Raw genomic sequence first — 16546 nt, forward strand, 5'->3', positions numbered from 1 at the left:
TACCGGTTGGGGTTTCAGTAGACGTACGGCCAGCCCGCGCTGTCGTAGCCGATGAGGTTGATGCCGAGCTTCCCGGTCAGCGGCGTCGCGTCCGAGTAGTAGTAGTGGTAGACGAGCACGTCGGCGTCCGAGTCGTGGAGCACCGCGACGTGGCCGGGCCCGTGGACGTCGCCGTGGCTCGCCAGGATCTGCGTGCCGCCGCCCGAGGTCAGCCGGACGCCGGTGCGGTCGGTGTACGGCCCGGTGATCGACGTCGAGCGGCCGACCATCACCCGGTAGGTGCTCTTCGTGCCCTGACAGCACAGGTCCCACGAGACGAACAGGTAGTAGTAGCCGCCGTGCTGGACGATGTACGGCGCTTCCTCCGCGGTCGTGCTGCCCGTGCGCTGGGCGATGCTCCGCAACGCGGTGTCGGTGGTGCTGCGCTTTCCGGTGGCCGGGTCGAGCCGGATCAGCTTGATGCCCGTCCACCACGAGCCGAAGCTCAGCCACCAGCGGCCCGAGGAGTCGACGAACAGGTTCGGGTCGATGGCGTTGTAGTCGTTGCTGGTGCTCGTCTGCACGACGATGCCCTGGTTGGTCCAGCTGCCGGGCAGCCCGGTCGGGCTGGTGGCCAGGAAGATCGCCGAGTTGCGGGAGCCGAGCGTCGAAGCGGCGTAGTACAGGTAGTACCTGCCGTTGTGGAACGAGATGTCCGGCGCCCACAGGTACCCCGGGTGGGCCGGGTCGGTGAACGGCGCGGTCCACGGCGCGCCGTTCGGCCACACCGAGCCGATCTTCGTGAAGTGGATCCGGTCGGTCGAGCGGCGGACCTGCAGGTACTGGTCGGTGGAGTACAGCAGGTAGCTGCCGTCGGCCGCGCGGATCATCGACGGGTCGTGCACCGCCTCGATGTCGCCGGTGACGTAACCGGGGTTCGGGTAGTCCGCGGCCTGGGCGGCGGGCGCGCTCAGCAGGGCGGCGGCCACGGCGGCGACGGCGAGCAGGCGGTGCGGTTTCATGGCTGTCCTCGGTTCGACGCTGATCCCGGACGTTCTGTTAGCGCTAACAATGTTCCCGTTCGAACGCCGCCCGTCAAGGGCCGCCCGGCGGGTTTTCCCCGGCCGTCAGTGCACGGGGTTCCAGCCGTCCCCGCCCGCGAGGTACCGCTGGGCCGTGAAGGTCGCGGCCTGCGCGGCGGTCAGCTGCGGCCGGTCGGCCCCGGTCCCCGCGCCGGGACCGGTGTCGCGGTACTCGAAGAACCGGGCGTCCTTCCACGAGAAGCCGGACATGTCCGTCCACGGCGCGGGCTTGATCGCCGCGGGCAGGCTCGTCTCGCGGACGACGACCTGCGCGATCGCGTCGACGTCGCCGCCGGGATGCCACGGTCGCCCCAGGTGAAAGCTCGCCGGCGCCGCCGAGCTGAGCACCGTGCTGCCCACGATCAAGAAGCCGTACGGGTTGCTCCGGCGCGTGCTCGCCGCCGTGAGGTAGCCGTTGTTCGTGCTCGACCCGCGGTCGAGCGCGGTGATCGTCGCCCGGTCGAACACCGCGGTGGCCCGGCCGAACAGGAAGTCGACGTCCCCGCTGATCGAGCAGTTCCGGTAGTACTGCCGCCCCACGGTGCCCACCGCCGCCGTGTCGGCGTACAGCGTGTCCTGGTGCCCGAGGAACGTGACGTTGTCGAAGACCATCCGGTCACCCGTCGTCTTGACCGCGACCGCCTGGGTGGCGGTGATCTCGGGGTGGGCGTTGCGATCGAAGGAGTTCCGGAACGTCAGCGCGCTCGCGGTGAAGCCGTTCGCCGCGATCGTCGCGGTGGCACTGCCGGAGGTTCCGTACGTCGAGCCGTCGGGCTTCTTCGTCCCGCTGGCGTTGTCGTAGTCCACGACGACGTCGGACGCCTTGCCCGTGGTGCCGCGCAACGTCATTCCGGTCTTGCTCGCCGGGACGGAGATCACCTCGTGGTAGGCCCCGGGCTTCACGGAGACCGTGCCACCCGCGGAAACCGCGTCGATCCCGGCCTGGACGGTCTTGAAGTTCCCGGTGCCGTCCTTCGCGACGACGACGTTGACGGCCGCGGCCGCCGGAGCGGTCAGCGAGGCGGCGGCGAGCGCGGTGAGGAGCAGAGTCTTCAGCATGGCACCTCCTGGCCGGGACGGGGCGCCGGACGGCGGCCGGCGCCCCCGCGCCCGGGGCTCACTGGTAGGTGATGTTCGCGGTCGTGTACAGGCAGTTCGTCGAGTCCGGGCCGCTGCCGATCTTCGTCGGCTCGCCGCTGGTGACGCCCTGGTACTTCTGGCAGGGCTCGATCTTGCGGCTCGTGTCGCCGACGATGGTGATCCGGGTCAGCCTCGCGGTGTCGCCGTAGTTGGTGTTGATGCCGACCAGCGCCTTGCCGGGCACGGTGGCCGTGACGTTGTCGACGACGACGTTCCGCTTGTACTGCGTCTTGCAGTTGCCGCAGGAGCGGTACAGCTTGCCGAAGTCGTTCACCTGGAAATTGCGGATGTACATGGTGCCGGGGCCGTTGTGCTGGAAGACCTTGTCCGACGCCTTGCGCGCCCCGCCGCCGTCGATGGTCATCGTCTGCGAGGCGGACGTGCCCTTGAAGGTGGCGGCGTCCTCGCCGACGTCTTCCCACCAGACGTTGAGCAGCGTGCACGTTCCGAGGCAGTGCACGCCGTCGGCGGCCGGGTTGCCCAGCACGACGTTCTTCAGCGTCGTGCCGTTGGCGAGCTCGAAGATCGGGCCCTGGTCCTCGTCCTGGCCGCCGGTGCCGAGGTCGCCGGTGCCGTAGAACCGCTTGAGCCCGCCGTCGTAGGTGCCGCTGGTGACCTTGATGGTCGCGCCGACCGGCACGCTTGTGCTCGGGTTCGGCCACGATGCGGCCGACGCGGTCGCGCCGGTGCCGACCGCCGCCGAAACGGCGAGCGCGGCCACGGCCACCACGCGGGTGGCCCGGGAAATCACTGGGGGAATCATGCACCACTCCCTGGTCTCGTCGGTCAATCGGCGTTGCCGGGAAACGTCCGACCGGGTTGTGAAAGCGCTTTCTCGTCACCGAGTTTCGGGTTGCGGACAGTCTGTGTCAATGTCGTTCGCCGCAGCGCCGGGCAAGTCGCCCGGATGGTCGCCGCCGGGCGGCGTTTTCAGAAAACCGAATCCCCTACCGACCGGGACCGGCGCCGGACAGCACCCGCGCGGGGACTTCCCACGCCGGGTCGAGCCGGTCCACCAGCACCGGGGTCCAGCCGACGTCGGGCCCGAGGTCCGGGTCGTTGGCCGCGTTGTACTCGGCCAGCAGGTCGACCGGCCGCGGCCACGACGAGCCCGTGACGGCGAGAGTTCCGGTCGCGTGCAGCACCGTCCCCTTCCAGTACTCGACCAGCGCGCCCAGCGGCACCGCGGCGGGGAGCCGGAAGAAGTTGTTCTCCGCGTAGATCCGCGATTCGACGCCGACGCCGATCGAATACGTGTAGGCGGCCGGATCCCGGACCGCGTACAGGTTGTCGTACACGTGCACCTGCCCGTACCGCACGCGTGGCGCGCGCTGGCCGATCTCCGAGAAGAGGTTGTGGTGCACGGAAACCCGCAGCTTCCCGACGTCGTAGGTGGGCTTGTCGGTGTTGCCGATCAGCATGGTCTTGTCGTGGTCGTGCAGGCGGTTGTAGGACACCGTCACGAGGTCCGAGCCGTTGACGATGTCCAAGAGTCCGTCGTGGACTTCGTACTTCCGGCCGAAGTACTTGGGCTGGCTGGTGTTGCCGCCGTCGCTGAACTCGTTGTGGTCGACCCAGACGTGCGTCGCGCCGACGAGGTCGAGGTTGTCGTACTCGGAGTTCCAGTTGCCGTCGGCGCCGTCGAGCGGGTCCCACTGCGGGAAGCAGTCGTGCGCGTCGGCGAAGACCAGGTTCCGGAGGATCACGTTGTCCCCGGTGACGCGCAGGGTGAGCCCGTGCAGGGTGGCCGCGCCGAGGCCGACGATCGTGGTGTCCGGACCGACGTCGAGCACCACCTGCGCGGCCTGGTTGGCCTGCGAGCGCGCCCGTGCCTCCTCCAGCGGTCCCGACGGCTCGACCTTGCCCCAGGTCGCCGGGTCGTAGGCCGCCAGGTAGGCGGGCAGGCTGTAGCCGGGGTCGGCGAAGTCGGCGCAGCTCATCGGCCGGTCCCGGGCGTCGACGTTGCCCTCGATCGTGCCGCGGACGTAGATGATCTTCGGCGCGCCCGGGTGCGCGGCCAGCGCGGCGGCGAGCTCCGAGCGTTTGGTGACTGTGTGGACGTCGGCACGCGCGGCGGCCGCACCTCCGGTCGTCCCGGTGGTCGCCGCGGCCCAGCCGTCCCGCGGGCCGAGCACGACCCGGCCGGGGTCGCGCCCGTGCGCCGACGCGGGTGCCGCGGTCAGCGTCAGGGCGAGCAGGGCCAGGCACCCCGCGAAAGCCTTCCAGCGCATGTCAGCTCCTTCATCCGGCCGCCCGGGCCGCGAGCTCGGACAGCTTGGCGGTGTCCGGATCGCCGTCGATGACGACGACGTGGTGGGTCAAGGTGAGTTCTTCGCCCGGTTCGAGCAGCCACGGCCGGTGGTAGGTCGCGGCGAAGCTGACCACCGGGAACGGCTCGGCGCGCACGTACCAGGCCGTCGGGAAACCGCGATTGGCCGGGCTGTCGGCGAAGAGCAGGGTCGAGCTGCGCAGGCTTTCGTCGTGCCGCCCGGTGAAGGCGAGCCACGGCGCCCGGTGACCCATCGCAGCCGCCGCGGGCCGGTCGTCCGGCGTCCGGACCGTGCCGCCGACGAACGAGCGCGGACCGCGCCAGAACAACCCGCCGTAGCCCGCGGTGTCGCGGCCTTCGGTGACCGGGCTCCCCCAGCGCAGCTCGCGGCCGCTGGTGTTGCGCAGGCGGCTCGACCAGGTCAGCGTCCAGTGCCCGCCGTCGACCGAGACGTCGCCGAAGCGCAGCGTGCGGTGCTCGCTGAGCCACCGCCGCCCGGCCGCGGTGCGCCAGGCCAGTTCGTGGCGCAGTTCGCAGTGCCCGGCCGCGCAGACGATGCTTTCCCAGCCGACGTGCCCGACGGTGCCGTTGTTGTCGAGCGGGGTGTAGCCGCGGCCGCGCACATACGTCCGGCCGCCCCAGAAGTTCTCCCCCGACAGGTGGGCCATGGTGAACTGCAGGCCGTTGTGCCAGGTGTGGTCGTGCGGCCGGACCGCGGTCACGGTCTCGCCGGCGGTGGTGCGCACCGGGTGCAGGTACGGCTTCGGCGAATCCCCGGCCGGGGTCGGCGGCGTCACCACGTACTCGGCCAGCACGACGTCGCCGAGGTGGACGCGCACCCGGCCGTCGTCTTCTTCGGCCAGCTCCAAGGTTCCGTCCCCCACCGCCGCCCGGCTCACGCCGGTTCCCCGATCTCCCCGAGCAGCTCGTCGACGGACACGGGACGGCCGGTCGCCAGCGACCGGTTGGCGGCCAATCCGGTGAGCAGCGCCTTCAACCCGGCGTCGTGGTCGGCCGCGCAGCCGAGCGGATCGGGTTCGGCGTCGCCGAGCAGCTCGGCGAGCATGCGTTCGTCCCCGCCGCCGTGGCCCGCCCCCACGACGTCGTCGAGCACGACTTCGAACGGCGCCCAGTGCCGCTGCAGGGTGAGCCGCGCGCGGCCGGGCTCGTTGTTCGCCGCCCCGGCCGCGAACTCGTTCTCCCGGACGTCGAGTTCCAGCCGTCCTTCGCTGCCGGAGAACGCGACGCGGTAGCCCTCGCGCGGGGAGTAGGCGTGCAGGTGGTAGTTCAGCACCACGCCGCCGCGGAACCGCACGAGCACGGACATGTCGTCCTCGATGGTCGCACCGGGGGCGAAGACGTCCTGGTTCCGGACGTAGCCGTCTTCGTGCGCTGCGTCGTGATAGAGCGCGCGCAGCCTGGGCGAGGCCACGAGGTCCAGTGCGAAGCGGTCGTCGGCGGAGCCGTGCTCCTCGCCGTAGAAGAACAGCCTGCCGAGGGCGAACACCGTCTCGGGACCGCTGTCGAGCCACCAGTCGACCAGGTCGAAGTGGTGGCCCGACTTGTGCACGAGCAGGCCGCCGGAGTTGGCTTTCTCGCGGTGCCAGCGCCGGAAGTAGTCGGCGCCGTGGACGGTGTCGAGCAGCCAGCTGAACTCGACCGACCCGATCTCGCCGATCGCGCCCGCCGCGAGGAGTTCCCGCACGCGCCGGTGGACGGGGTTGTACCGGTAGTTGAAGGCGACGCGCACCGAGCGTCCGGTCTCGCGGCGGGCGGCCAGGATGCGCCGGGCACCGTCGACGTCGGTCGTCATGGGCTTCTCGGTGACGACGTCGCAGCCCGCCTCCAGCGCGGCGACGACGTAGTCCGCATGGGTGTGGTCCGGGGTGCAGACCACGACGACGTCGACGCGTTCCTTCACCAGCATCGCGGTGAAGTCGGCCGCGCGGTAGGCGGGCACGCGGGTGCCGAGCCAGTCGTTGTGGACGCGCATGCGGGTCTCGTTGGTGTCGCAGAAGGCCGCGAGCTCGGCCCGCGGCGAGCCGTGCAGGGCACGGGCGAAGAGCTGGGCCCGCGAGCCGAGGCCGACGATCGCGTGGCGGCGCACCGCCATCACCTCACTTCCGCGTCAGGCGCGCGCACCGGCGCCGGTCCAGGGCAGGGCGAGTTCGGAGAAGAGGGCGAGCCGCTCGGCGGCGGTGTCGACGGCGGCGTCGATGCCCGGCACGACGAAGTGCCGCTCGGGCCCGGCGCCCGTGATTTCGACCCGGTCCGCGGGGAGCGGGCGCGGGTCGGGCGCGTCCCGCACGGCCTCGACCAGGGCGGTGAAGGCGCGCGTCGCGGACAGCGGCGCCCGCAGCGGGACGGCGTCGCGGAGGTGGCCGACGAGGTTGACGAGCAGGTCCTCGGGCGGGCCCGCGGTCACCGGTTCGCCGCGGACCTCGACGAGGTCGGTCTTGTAGTCCCACCGGATGCGGCCGTCGGTGCCGTGGACGAGCACGTAGGGCTGGTGGTCGGCCTCGGCGGCGAGCGTGGCCGCGGCGACGACGTCCGGCGCGCCTTCGAAGCTCAGGCGGGCGCACGCGGTGTCGTCGGCTTCGATGTCGCGGGCGCGGTACAGCTCGACGGTGATCCGGTCCGGGAGGGTGGCCGCGGTGCCGTTCAGGAGGAGAGCGGTCGCCACGGCGTGCGCGAAGGGGTTGGTGAGGGCACCGTCGACGACGGGCTGGCCGCGGACGCGGCGGCGGCCCGCCCATTCGGCGCGCCCGAAGTACCGGTCCCGCCGGATCCACGCCCCGGCGGCGGCGATCCCGGTGACGGTCCCGATTTCGCCGCGTTCGACGGTGTCTCCGATGAGCGGGACGGCCGCCGAGCCGAAGCTCTGGAAGCCGGTTTGGCAGGCGAGGCCGCGGGTTCGGGCGAGTTCGGTGAGTTCGTCGAAGGCGACCAGGTCGAGCACGGGCGGTTTCTCGAGGAGCAGGTGGCAGTCGGCGTTCATGGCTTGGCGGGCCAGGGGCAGGTGGGTGTGGGGCGGGGTGGCGATCACGGCGATGTCGGCGCCGTCCAGGAGATCGGCGGGGTCGCGGGTGATGTCGGCGTGGGCGGGGAGGAGGGCGCGGGCCTCGGCCGAGGGTTCGCGGACGTCGCAGGCGCCGGTGAGGACGATCTCGCCCCGGTCGTGCAGGGCGCGGGCCCGGCGAAGGTGGGTGAGGGCATGCCCGGCGGTCCCGAAGACGACGACGGCGGGGATCATCGGGACCCGCCTGTAGCAACGGCGGCGAGGCAGAGCGGTCCGGCGACGACCAGGGCGAGGATCGGCAGCATCCAGACGAGCACGGCGGAGAGGCCGATGGCAGCGGCAAGAAGTGCAGCTTGAGCAGGTGCCGCGGCCGTCGCCCTAGCAGCCGTGATCAAAGCTCGTCGCCAGAACAGCTCACCCGAAGACACAACCTGGCAGGTTCGCACCGCGATCACCACCGCAGCCGCGCCCAGCACTCCCAACACCGGCCGCAGCAGCCCCGCTCCCGGCAGCTCCCCCGCCACCTCGAAGTCCACCGCCAGCAGAACCCCCGCCGCGAGGCACCCGAGACCGAAGGCCAGCCCGCCCCGCAGCACCGCCCGGAAGTCCGCCCAGAACGTCGTCCACAGTGGACCACCCACACCACTGCGAGTCCGGCCGATCGCCCGGCACCCCGCCACCACCGCGGGCGCCGCCGTCACCACCGGGATCGACGCGACAGCCACCACCAGCCCGACCACCAGGCAGTCCGAGAACTCCCCCAGCCCCGCCCGCCACGTCACCGCGCGCATTCGCCTCACCCCTTCAAACCGCTGGTGCTCACGCCCTCCACCAGCAGCCGCTGGAAGGCGAGGAAGAACAGTACGATCGGGACCAGCGCCAACGCCGACATCGCGAACATCGCGCCGAAGTTCGACTGGCTGCTCGTGTCCACGAACAGCCGCAACCCGAGCGGGACCGTGAACTTCTCCGTGTCGTTCAGGTACACCATCTGCGTGAAGAAGTCGTTCCACGTCCAGATGAACGTGAAGATCGACGTCGTCACCAGCGCCGGTTTCGACAGCGGTAGCACCACGTGCCAGAACGTCCGGTACACCGAACAGCCGTCGATCGTCGCCGCCTCGTCGAGCTCGCGGGGAATCCCGCGCATGAACTGGACGATCAGGAACACGAAGAACGCCTCCGTCGCCAGCAGCTTCGGCAGGATCAGCGGCACGAACGTGTTGACCAGCCCGGCCTGCTGGAAGATCACGTACTGCGGGATCAGCGTCACGTGGTACGGCAGCATCAACGTCGTGATCATGAACGCGAACAGCGCGCCCCGGAACCGGAACCGCAACCGCGCGAAGGCGAACGCGGCCAGCGAGCACGAGAGCACGTTGGCCACCACCGACAGCCCCGCCACCAGGAACGAATTCAGGAAGAACCGGCCGAACCCGACGTCGGCCGCGCCTTCCCAGCCCTTCGTGTAGCCGTCGAACACGAACCGGGTCGGCAGCAGCGCCAGCCGGGACAGGATTTCGTCCGGCGGCTTCACCGACGCGAACGCCAGCCACACCAACGGGTACAGCACCACCGCCACGATGACCACGCACAGCACGTGCCACCCCACCGAACGCGCCGAGCGCGGCACCACGGTCATCGGCGCTCCTCCGCGTCGTCGTAGAACACCCAGAGCTTCGCGGTCTTGAACACGATCGCCGTGACGATCGCGATCACCGCCAGCAGCACCCACGCCATCGCCGACGCGTAGCCCATCCGGAAGTCCTGGAAGCCGACCTCGAACAGGTAGAGCGTGTAGAACAGGTCCGCGTCGGCCGGCCCGCCGCGGCCGCCGCCGATGACGAACGCCGGGGTGAACGCCTGGAACGCGTGGATCGCCTCCATCACCAGGTTGAAGAAGATCACCGGCGACAGCATCGGCAGCGTGATGTGCCGGAACCGGCGGAACGCGCCCGCGCCGTCGATCGCCGCCGCCTCGTGCAGCTCCGCCGGGATCTGCTTGAGCCCGGCCAGGAAGATCACCATCGGCGCGCCGAACTGCCACACCGTCAGCAGCACGATCGACGCGAGGCTGAACTGCGGGTCGTCGACCCAGCTCGGCGTGTGCCAGCCGAAGAAGGCCAGCACCTCGTTCACCGGGCCGCCGCCCATGAACAGCGCCCGCCACACCAGCGCCGCCGCGACGCTCGCGCCGAGCAGCGAGGGCGCGTAGAACGCCGCGCGGTAGAACCCGTTCGCCCCGCGGCGCGTGTTGAGCAGCATCGCCACCAGCAGCGACACCGTCAGCTTCAACGGCACCGACACCAGCACGTAGATCGAGGTCACCTTCACCGACTGCAGGTAGCGGTCGTCGTCGGTGAACATGTGCGTGAAGTTGCCGAACCCGACCCAGTCCGGCGAGGTGAACATGTCGTAGTCGGTGAAGGACAGGTACAGCGAGACGACCATCGGGCCGACGGTCAGCGCCACCGCGCCGAGCAGCCACGGCGTCAGGAACGCGAAGGCCTCGGGCTGGCTCTTGCGACGGCGCCGAATCGGCCGGACGCGCGCGGCCGCCTCCGTGGCGACCGGCGGGTCCGGGGTGCGCACGGTCGTCATCGGCTACGAAAGTCCCTTCTCGGCTTCGGACATGAACCGGCCGACGGCGTCGTCGATGCTCATCCGGCCGAACGCGACTTCCTCGTAGGTGCGCTGGAGCAGCTTCTGGATCGCGCCCGCGCCCTTCGGCGGCACCGGCGGCGCTGCCCCGAGCTTCGGCTCGAGCGCGGCTTCGAAGTCGTAGAGCGTCTTGTCGTTGCCGGTCGCGGACGCCGCCAGCTGCGCGCGCACTTTGAGGTTGGGCGCCAGCCCGCGGTCGGTGCCGACGATCTTGCCCACCTCCGGGTCGTTGACCAGGAAGTCGACGAGCTTCGCGGCCGCTTCCTGCTGCTGGCTGCGCGCCGACACCGCGAGGAACATCGACGGCCGCCGGTACTGCCCGGTGTTGCCTGGCACGTCCGTCGGGTACGGCGCCACGTTCAGCTCCTTGCCGTTCGCCTTCTTGTAGGCGGGCAGGAGGTTGTCGTAGGCGAACTCGGAGCTGGTCAGCTTCTTGCCCAGCGGCGACTGCTCGGGCGAGGTGTTGTAGGACGCCGTGACGTCGGCGGGCGACGCGCCCTTGGCGTCGCGGAACCCGCTCGCCAGCTGCCAGTACCGGCGGAGGTCGTCGGCGGTGAAGCCGAGCTTGCCCTCCGGGGTGTAGAACTGCTTGCCCTGCTGGCGCAGCCAGATCTCCAGTGCCGTGTCGAGGATGCCGAAGTCGGTCGTGCCGCGAGCTCCTCCGGCAGCGCTGACCTTCTGCGTCGCGTCGGCGTACTGCTGCCAGGTCAGGCCCTTCGCCGGGTCCGCGCCCGCCGCCGTGAACGCGGCGGGGTCGTAGAGCATCGCCGGGGTGTTCTGCGCCCACGGCACGGCGTACCGCTTGCCCTGGTACACACCGGTGGCCGCCAGTTCGGGGTTGATGTCGGTCAGCGAGATCGCCTTGCCGGCGCCCTGGTTCAGGTCGGCCAGGACGTTGCGCCCGCCGTACTCGGCCAGGTAGCGCGTGTCGACGTTGAGCACGTCCGGCGGCTTGCCCCCGGCCGTCTGCGTCGCCAGCTTCTCCCAGTAGGCCGCGTACGCCGAGAACGACGTCTGCACCTTGATCTTCGGGTTCTTCCGCTGGAACAGCTCGACGGCCTTCTTCGTCAGGTTCGCGCGGCCGTCGCTGCCCCACCAGACGAAGGTGATGGTGACGTCGCCGCCGCCGTCGCCGGAGTCCGAGCCGCACGCGGCCACCCCGGTCAGCAGCAACGGGACCACCACGGCCAGCGCGGCGACCCCGCGGGTCCGGCGCTCTCCACTCCGACGCATCAGGCTTCTCCGTTCTCGGCCGGTCAGCTTTTCTGAAAATGCTGTCAGCGCGCTCACGGTAAGCAGTGCGGCGCACCGGTGTCAACGGCCTACGCCGGACGATAGTCGTTGCGCCACAACGTTTTCAGCGACGAATGGGCACGCTGAGAAAGCGCTTACAGCGACCGGGCGGGATTTCCGGGCTGCCAGCGCGACGGCACCGGCTCCACTATCCGGTGCGTTCCGCGGCCCCCGCCGCACTCGCCCACGGCACCCCGATCTCGGAGAACAACGCGAGCCGGTCCGCGGCGACCGCGACCTCCTCGCCGATCCCCCGCACCACCGGGTGCCGGCTCGCCCCTTCCCCGACCGTGCGGATCCAGCCCGCCGGGATCCGCGACGGCGACGGCGCGTCCCGGACGGCCTCGACCACCGACGCGAACGCCCGCGTCCCCGACAGCGGCGCGAGCAGCGGCACCCCGGCCGGGTCGCGGTGGTGGGCGACCAGGTTGCGCAGCAGGTCCACGGGCTCGCCGAGGTGGACGCGCACGTCGTCGAGCTCGAGCCGGTGGCTCTTGTACCAGAACTTCGCCCGGCCTCGGCTGCCATGCACGACGACGTAGGGCTCGTGGTCCTGCTCGGCGCACAGCGATGCGGCGACGACGATCTCCGGCCCGTCGCCGAACCGGATGCGCAGGCACGCCGTGTCGTCGGCTTCGATGTCGCGCGTGCCGTAGAGCTCCAGCGCGATCTCCGCCGGGTCGTCCGCGGCGACCCCGCCGACGAGCAGCGCGGTGGCCACCGCGTGCGAGAACGGGTTGGTCAGCGCGCCGTCGACGACCGCCTCGCCGTCCAGCCAGCGGCGGCCGGCCCACGGGTTGCGGCGGTAGTAGGCGTCGGTGCGGATCCACGCCCCGGCCGCGCCGACACCGGCCACCCCGCCGAGCCGTCCGGTCGCGATCGCCGCCCGCAGCACCGGCAACGCCGGGGAGCCGAAGCTCTGGAACCCGGTCTGGCAGGCCGTTCCGCTCTCCGCGGCCAGCCGCGTCAGCGTGGTGAACCCGGCCAGGTCCAGCACCGGCGGTGTTTCCAGCAGCAGGTCGCTGCCCGCCCGCAGCACCGCGCCGCCGACCCGGACGTGCGCGTGCGGCGGGGTGGCGACCACGGTGATGTCGGGGCGGCACCGGCGCAGCAGCTCGTCGACCCCGACGTGCGCCGTCGCACCCTCGGGCAGCAGCGCGACGGCGGCGGCCGACGGCACCCGGACGTCGGCCATGCCCGCGAAGCACACCAGGCCCTCGTCGTGCAGGATGCGCGCGCGGTGCAGGTAGCTGAACGCGTAGCCGGACGTGCCGACCACCGCCAGCCTCGGCGGGTCCGCGACGGTGCGGCGCCTGCTCCCCGGCATGGGTCTCCGATCGGCGCGGCCCACCCGGCCGCGCGGAACTGACGAAGGGTGCGGAGCTGGAGGGAAATCTTCCGATCGTCACCGTAGGGCGTTCCCGACGAACGTGTCAATATGCGGGACACCGACGTCGAATTCATCGAAAACCGGCTACTCCGTCCGGCGGCGACCAGTTTGAGTAAGCGCTTACTCTCACATCGACGAATCGTGAACTCCCGCCTCCGCGCCGAGTGCCGCGACGCCGAAACCCCTTGCTGTGCGGAGGGAACTCGGGGTTCAGCCGTGGGTTACCACGTGATCGGTCGACGATTTGCAGGATTTTCGGCGGAACCCACAACCGTTGTTGACAACACTGCCAGGCGTTTCCATGATGTGGCAGGAGCCTGCCGAGGAGTTGCCGTGAGCGTGACCATTCACGACGTCGCCCGCCGGGCCAACGTGTCGATCTCGACGGTCTCGCGGGCGTTCACGTCCCCGGATCTGGTGCGGCGGCAGACCCGCACCCGGGTGCTCGCCGCGGCGACCGAACTCGGCTACCACGCCGCGGCCGCGGCGCAGCCGGTGCCCGCGGTGCGCACCGGGCACATCGGCATCGTCGTCTCCGACCTCGGCAACCCGTTCTTCACCGGCGTGCTCAACGGCGTCCAGGCCCGCGCGCGCCAGGACGACATCGCGGTGCTGTTCGCCAACAGCGACGAAGACCCGGCCATGGAACAGAACCTCGTCCGGCGGATGGCGCGGCAGGTCGACGGCGTCGTGCTGTGCAGCCCGAGCATGACCGACGACCAGCTGCGCGCGCTCGCCGGCCAGACCGCCCTGGTGCTGCTGAACCGCGAGGTGCCGGGCATCCCGTCGATCGTGATGGACGCGGCCGACGGGATGCGGCAGGCGATCCAGCACCTGGCCGCGCTCGGCCACCGCCGCTGCGCCTACCTCGGCGGCCCGCGGACGTCGTGGGCGAACCACGCCCGCAAGCGGGGGCTGGTGGAGGCGGCCGAGCGGCACGGCACGGACGTCGTCGAGTTCGGCCCGTTCCCGCCGGTGTTCGAAGGCGGGCTGCAGGGCGCCGACCTGGCGCTGGCCGCGGACGTCACGGCGATCGTCGCCTACAACGACCTGGTGGCGTTCGGGGCGCTGGCGCGGCTCAACGCGCGCGGGGTCCCGGTGCCGGACGAGATCAGCCTCGTCGGGTTCGACGACCTCGTCTTCGCCGCGATCTCCGCGCCGCCGCTGACGACGATCGCGATGCCGACCGAAGCGGCGGGCCGCGCGGCCGTCACGATCCTGCTCGGCCTGCTCGACGGGGAGGCCGACGAGCACACGACGCAGGTGCTGGACACCTACCTGATCGTCCGCGCCACCACGGCCCCGCCGGGAGGCTAGCCGCCGAAGACGTGCCGTCGCAGGAACGGGTTCCGGAACTTGCCGCCCGGGTCCAGGTCGTCGGCCAGCGCGCGGAAGTCCGCCAGCCGCGGGTACGAGCCGCCGCCGTGGAAGAGCTTGCCCCAGTGCGGGCGTGCGCCGAACGGGGCCAGCCGCTGCTCCAGCACCGGCAGCACCGCTTCGACCTCGGGCTGGCGCGGTTGCCACGTGAAGTGCAGGGCGACGCGGTCGCCGCCGTGGCACGGGCTCAGCCACAGCTCGTCCCCCGCGATCGCGCGGATTTCCGAGACCAGCAGCAGCGGGGCGACGAGGTCGCCGATGCCGCGCACGGCTTCGATCGCGGCGACGGCGTGCTCGTACGGCACGAAGTACTCCGACTGCAGCTCGTCCCCGACACTCGGGGTGAACGCGAGCGCGAAGTGCGGGAGCCGCTCGTGCCACGGGCCCGGGATCCCTTGCTGCGCCGTGGTGTTGTCCGCCGGGACGCCCGCCGCGTGCGCCGGGTGCCGCGGCCCGTCGGCCGGGACCGCGCCGAACCAGTCCGCCCGCTCGGCGAAGGCGTCGACGCGGCTCTTCACCCACACCTGGTCGACGGCGTCGTTCACCCAGTTCGTGAACATGCTGACGCTGTACCCGGCGTCCTCGATCTCGTCGAAGTGCCGGAACGCGGCGTCCCACGGCAGGTCGTCGAACACGTCCTGCCGCACGTCGAAGGCGGGCACCAGATCGAGCGTCAGCCGGGTGACGACACCCAGTGCGCCGAGGCTGACCACCAGGCCGGGGAAGACGTCGTCGGCGCGGGTGAACTCGCGCATGCTCCCGTCCGCCGTGACCAGCTGCATGGCCGACACGGCGGCGGCGAGCCCCGGCTGCCGCCGCCCGGAGCCGTGGGTGCCGGTGGCGACGCTGCCGGCCACCGTGATGTGCGGCAGGGACGCGAGGTTGGGCAACGCGTACCCGGCGGCGTGCACGTGGGCCGCGAAGTCGCCGTACCGCGCGGACCCGCCGACCGTCACCTTCCCGTCGGCGATCTCAACCCGGCTCTCGAGCGCGCTCAGGTCGAGCAGGACACCGCCGGGTGAGTCCGCGATGTCGTTGAAGCAGTGGCGGCTGCCCAGCGCCTTGACGTGCGTCGCGGCCGCGACGGCTTCGCGTACTTCGTCGAGGGTTCGCGGGGCGAGCACCTCGTCCGCGGCGTAGGCGTGGTTGCCCGCCCAGTTCGACTCGCCCAAGTGTCGTCCTTCCCCGCTGCCGGATCCTCCTCTCGACCCTACCCAGGCTCAGCGAGCCGGGATGATCGCCTGGTGCGTGCCGCCCAGGCCGTGCGGGCTGAGCAGCCTGCCCATCCGCTTCGGCATCCGCAGGGTGATCGCGCGGTCGAGGATGCGGGCGCCCGGCGCGGCCGCGGCCAGCCGCGTCTCGTACCCGGTGCAGTCGGCCGGGACCTTCAGCCACGCCGACACCACGAGGTTCCCCTCGCCCACGACCGCGGCCGACAGACGGGTTTCCGCCAGCTGCGCGACCGCCGTCCCGGCCCGCTCGAGCCCGCCGGGGCCGACGTCGACGCGGTAGTTCGCGATCACCGGCCAGCCCGCCGGGACGTGCGCGATGTCGCAGCGGAAGTCCAGCTCGTGGTTGCGCAGCATGCGCGCGAGCGTGCGCCGCACCGCCGACTCGCTCATCCGGCAGTCCCTGGCGAGCTCGGCGTAGCTGCGCCGCCCGTCTTCGCCGAGGGACTCGACGAGCGCGCGCAGGTCCTGGTCGTTCCACTGCTGCGGGACAACCAGCCGGGCCTGCACGGCGGTTTCGTCGAGCACCGCCCGCTGTTCCGGCGCCAGCGCGTTCACCAGCCAGCCGCTGCCTTCGCGGAAGACGCGGGTGGCGACGGCGAACCGGACGTCGCGCACCCCGGGCAAGGCCCCGATGCGGCCGGTGACCAGCGCGTCCAGCGCGTCGAGATCGCGCGCGGCCAGGCCGAGGAACAGCGGGAACCGGCTGGTGGTGCGCTCGACGCTGAACACCGACGGCCAGCCGCACAGCTCCCGCGTCAGCTCGCTCAGCGCGTCCGGGCGGCAGGCGAGGTCGACGTAGCCGACCGTGGTCGTCGGGGCCGTGGAGTACGCGGTCAGCCAGGCCAGCCCGGCCGCCTGCAGCCGGTCCCAGCGGCGGGCCGCGGTCGTCGCGTCGGTGCCCACCGCGGCCGCGATCCGCGTCCACGGCGCCCGCGGGTCGCGCTGCAGCGCCTCGACCAGCGCGAGGTCCGAGGCGCTCAGCCCCGGTCGCTCCGGCTGCGCGGCGGGCGAAACGGGCATGGCGCATTGTGACCTGATCATGATCACCTGCCAAGGGCCGCCGGACGCACCCGCTCACCGCTGTCTTGAATGAGTCATTCAGGA

Annotated in this window: 15 protein-coding genes; 1 reads left to right on the forward strand and 14 read right to left on the reverse strand. The window is 71.5% G+C overall.

Annotation, left to right across the window (positions count from 1 at the left end; all coding sequences use genetic code 11):
• Positions 1-14: 14 nt before the first annotated feature.
• The 12 genes from QP939_RS41530 to QP939_RS41585 form a co-directional block, all read right to left on the reverse strand.
• Positions 15-1001 (reverse strand): arabinan endo-1,5-alpha-L-arabinosidase, encoded by a 987-nt coding sequence (locus QP939_RS41530; protein WP_285452111.1) that lies wholly within the window; start codon positions 999-1001, stop codon positions 15-17.
• Positions 1002-1106: 105 nt separating this feature from the next.
• On the reverse strand, positions 1107-2120 hold the full coding sequence (locus QP939_RS41535; protein WP_285452112.1) for a pectinesterase family protein: 1014 nt from the start codon (positions 2118-2120) through the stop codon (positions 1107-1109).
• A gap of 58 nt (positions 2121-2178) precedes the next feature.
• On the reverse strand, positions 2179-2949 hold the full coding sequence (locus tag QP939_RS41540) for a pectate lyase (RefSeq protein ID WP_352252835.1): 771 nt from the start codon (positions 2947-2949) through the stop codon (positions 2179-2181).
• Between the two features lie 199 nt (positions 2950-3148).
• Positions 3149-4432: a pectate lyase family protein gene (locus QP939_RS41545; protein ID WP_285452115.1), complete on the reverse strand. Its 1284-nt coding sequence runs from the start codon at positions 4430-4432 to the stop codon at positions 3149-3151.
• 10 nt (positions 4433-4442) lie between these two features.
• On the reverse strand, positions 4443-5369 hold the full coding sequence (locus tag QP939_RS41550) for a DUF6807 domain-containing protein (RefSeq protein ID WP_285452117.1): 927 nt from the start codon (positions 5367-5369) through the stop codon (positions 4443-4445).
• Positions 5366-6583 (reverse strand): Gfo/Idh/MocA family protein, encoded by a 1218-nt coding sequence (locus QP939_RS41555; protein WP_285452118.1) that lies wholly within the window; start codon positions 6581-6583, stop codon positions 5366-5368. The genes QP939_RS41550 and QP939_RS41555 overlap by 4 nt, the downstream gene beginning before the upstream one ends.
• A 15-nt stretch (positions 6584-6598) precedes the next feature.
• Positions 6599-7723 carry a Gfo/Idh/MocA family protein gene (locus QP939_RS41560; RefSeq protein WP_285452120.1) on the reverse strand — a complete coding sequence of 375 codons (1125 nt, stop codon included), beginning with the start codon at positions 7721-7723 and terminating at the stop codon, positions 6599-6601.
• Positions 7720-8280, reverse strand: a complete 561-nt coding sequence (locus QP939_RS41565; RefSeq protein WP_285452121.1) for a DUF624 domain-containing protein — start codon at positions 8278-8280, stop codon at positions 7720-7722. The genes QP939_RS41560 and QP939_RS41565 overlap by 4 nt, the downstream gene beginning before the upstream one ends.
• A 5-nt stretch (positions 8281-8285) precedes the next feature.
• Positions 8286-9131: a carbohydrate ABC transporter permease gene (locus QP939_RS41570; RefSeq protein ID WP_285452122.1), complete on the reverse strand. Its 846-nt coding sequence runs from the start codon at positions 9129-9131 to the stop codon at positions 8286-8288.
• The gene (locus tag QP939_RS41575; RefSeq protein WP_285452123.1) at positions 9128-10090 is read right to left on the reverse strand and encodes a carbohydrate ABC transporter permease; all 963 of its coding nucleotides are present in this window, start codon (positions 10088-10090) and stop codon (positions 9128-9130) included. The genes QP939_RS41570 and QP939_RS41575 overlap by 4 nt, the downstream gene beginning before the upstream one ends.
• A 3-nt stretch (positions 10091-10093) precedes the next feature.
• The gene (locus QP939_RS41580) at positions 10094-11383 is read right to left on the reverse strand and encodes an ABC transporter substrate-binding protein (RefSeq protein ID WP_285452124.1); all 1290 of its coding nucleotides are present in this window, start codon (positions 11381-11383) and stop codon (positions 10094-10096) included.
• A gap of 208 nt (positions 11384-11591) precedes the next feature.
• On the reverse strand, positions 11592-12770 hold the full coding sequence (locus tag QP939_RS41585; RefSeq protein WP_285452125.1) for a Gfo/Idh/MocA family protein: 1179 nt from the start codon (positions 12768-12770) through the stop codon (positions 11592-11594).
• Between the two features lie 396 nt (positions 12771-13166).
• Here QP939_RS41585 and QP939_RS41590 point away from each other — a divergent pair, with 396 nt between their 5' ends.
• On the forward strand, positions 13167-14150 hold the full coding sequence (locus QP939_RS41590; RefSeq protein ID WP_285452126.1) for a LacI family DNA-binding transcriptional regulator: 984 nt from the start codon (positions 13167-13169) through the stop codon (positions 14148-14150).
• Here QP939_RS41590 and QP939_RS41595 read toward each other — a convergent pair.
• Complete coding sequence (locus QP939_RS41595; protein ID WP_285452128.1) at positions 14147-15382, reverse strand: FAD-binding protein; 1236 nt, start codon at positions 15380-15382, stop codon at positions 14147-14149. The two genes, QP939_RS41590 and QP939_RS41595, sit on opposite strands and share 4 nt — an antisense overlap.
• Positions 15383-15430: 48 nt before the next feature.
• The gene (locus QP939_RS41600; RefSeq protein ID WP_285452129.1) at positions 15431-16462 is read right to left on the reverse strand and encodes an Lrp/AsnC family transcriptional regulator; all 1032 of its coding nucleotides are present in this window, start codon (positions 16460-16462) and stop codon (positions 15431-15433) included.
• Positions 16463-16546: the final 84 nt, after the last annotated feature.

It is taken from the genome of Amycolatopsis nalaikhensis (assembly GCF_030264295.1).
GTDB classification, from domain to species: domain Bacteria; phylum Actinomycetota; class Actinomycetes; order Mycobacteriales; family Pseudonocardiaceae; genus Amycolatopsis; species Amycolatopsis nalaikhensis.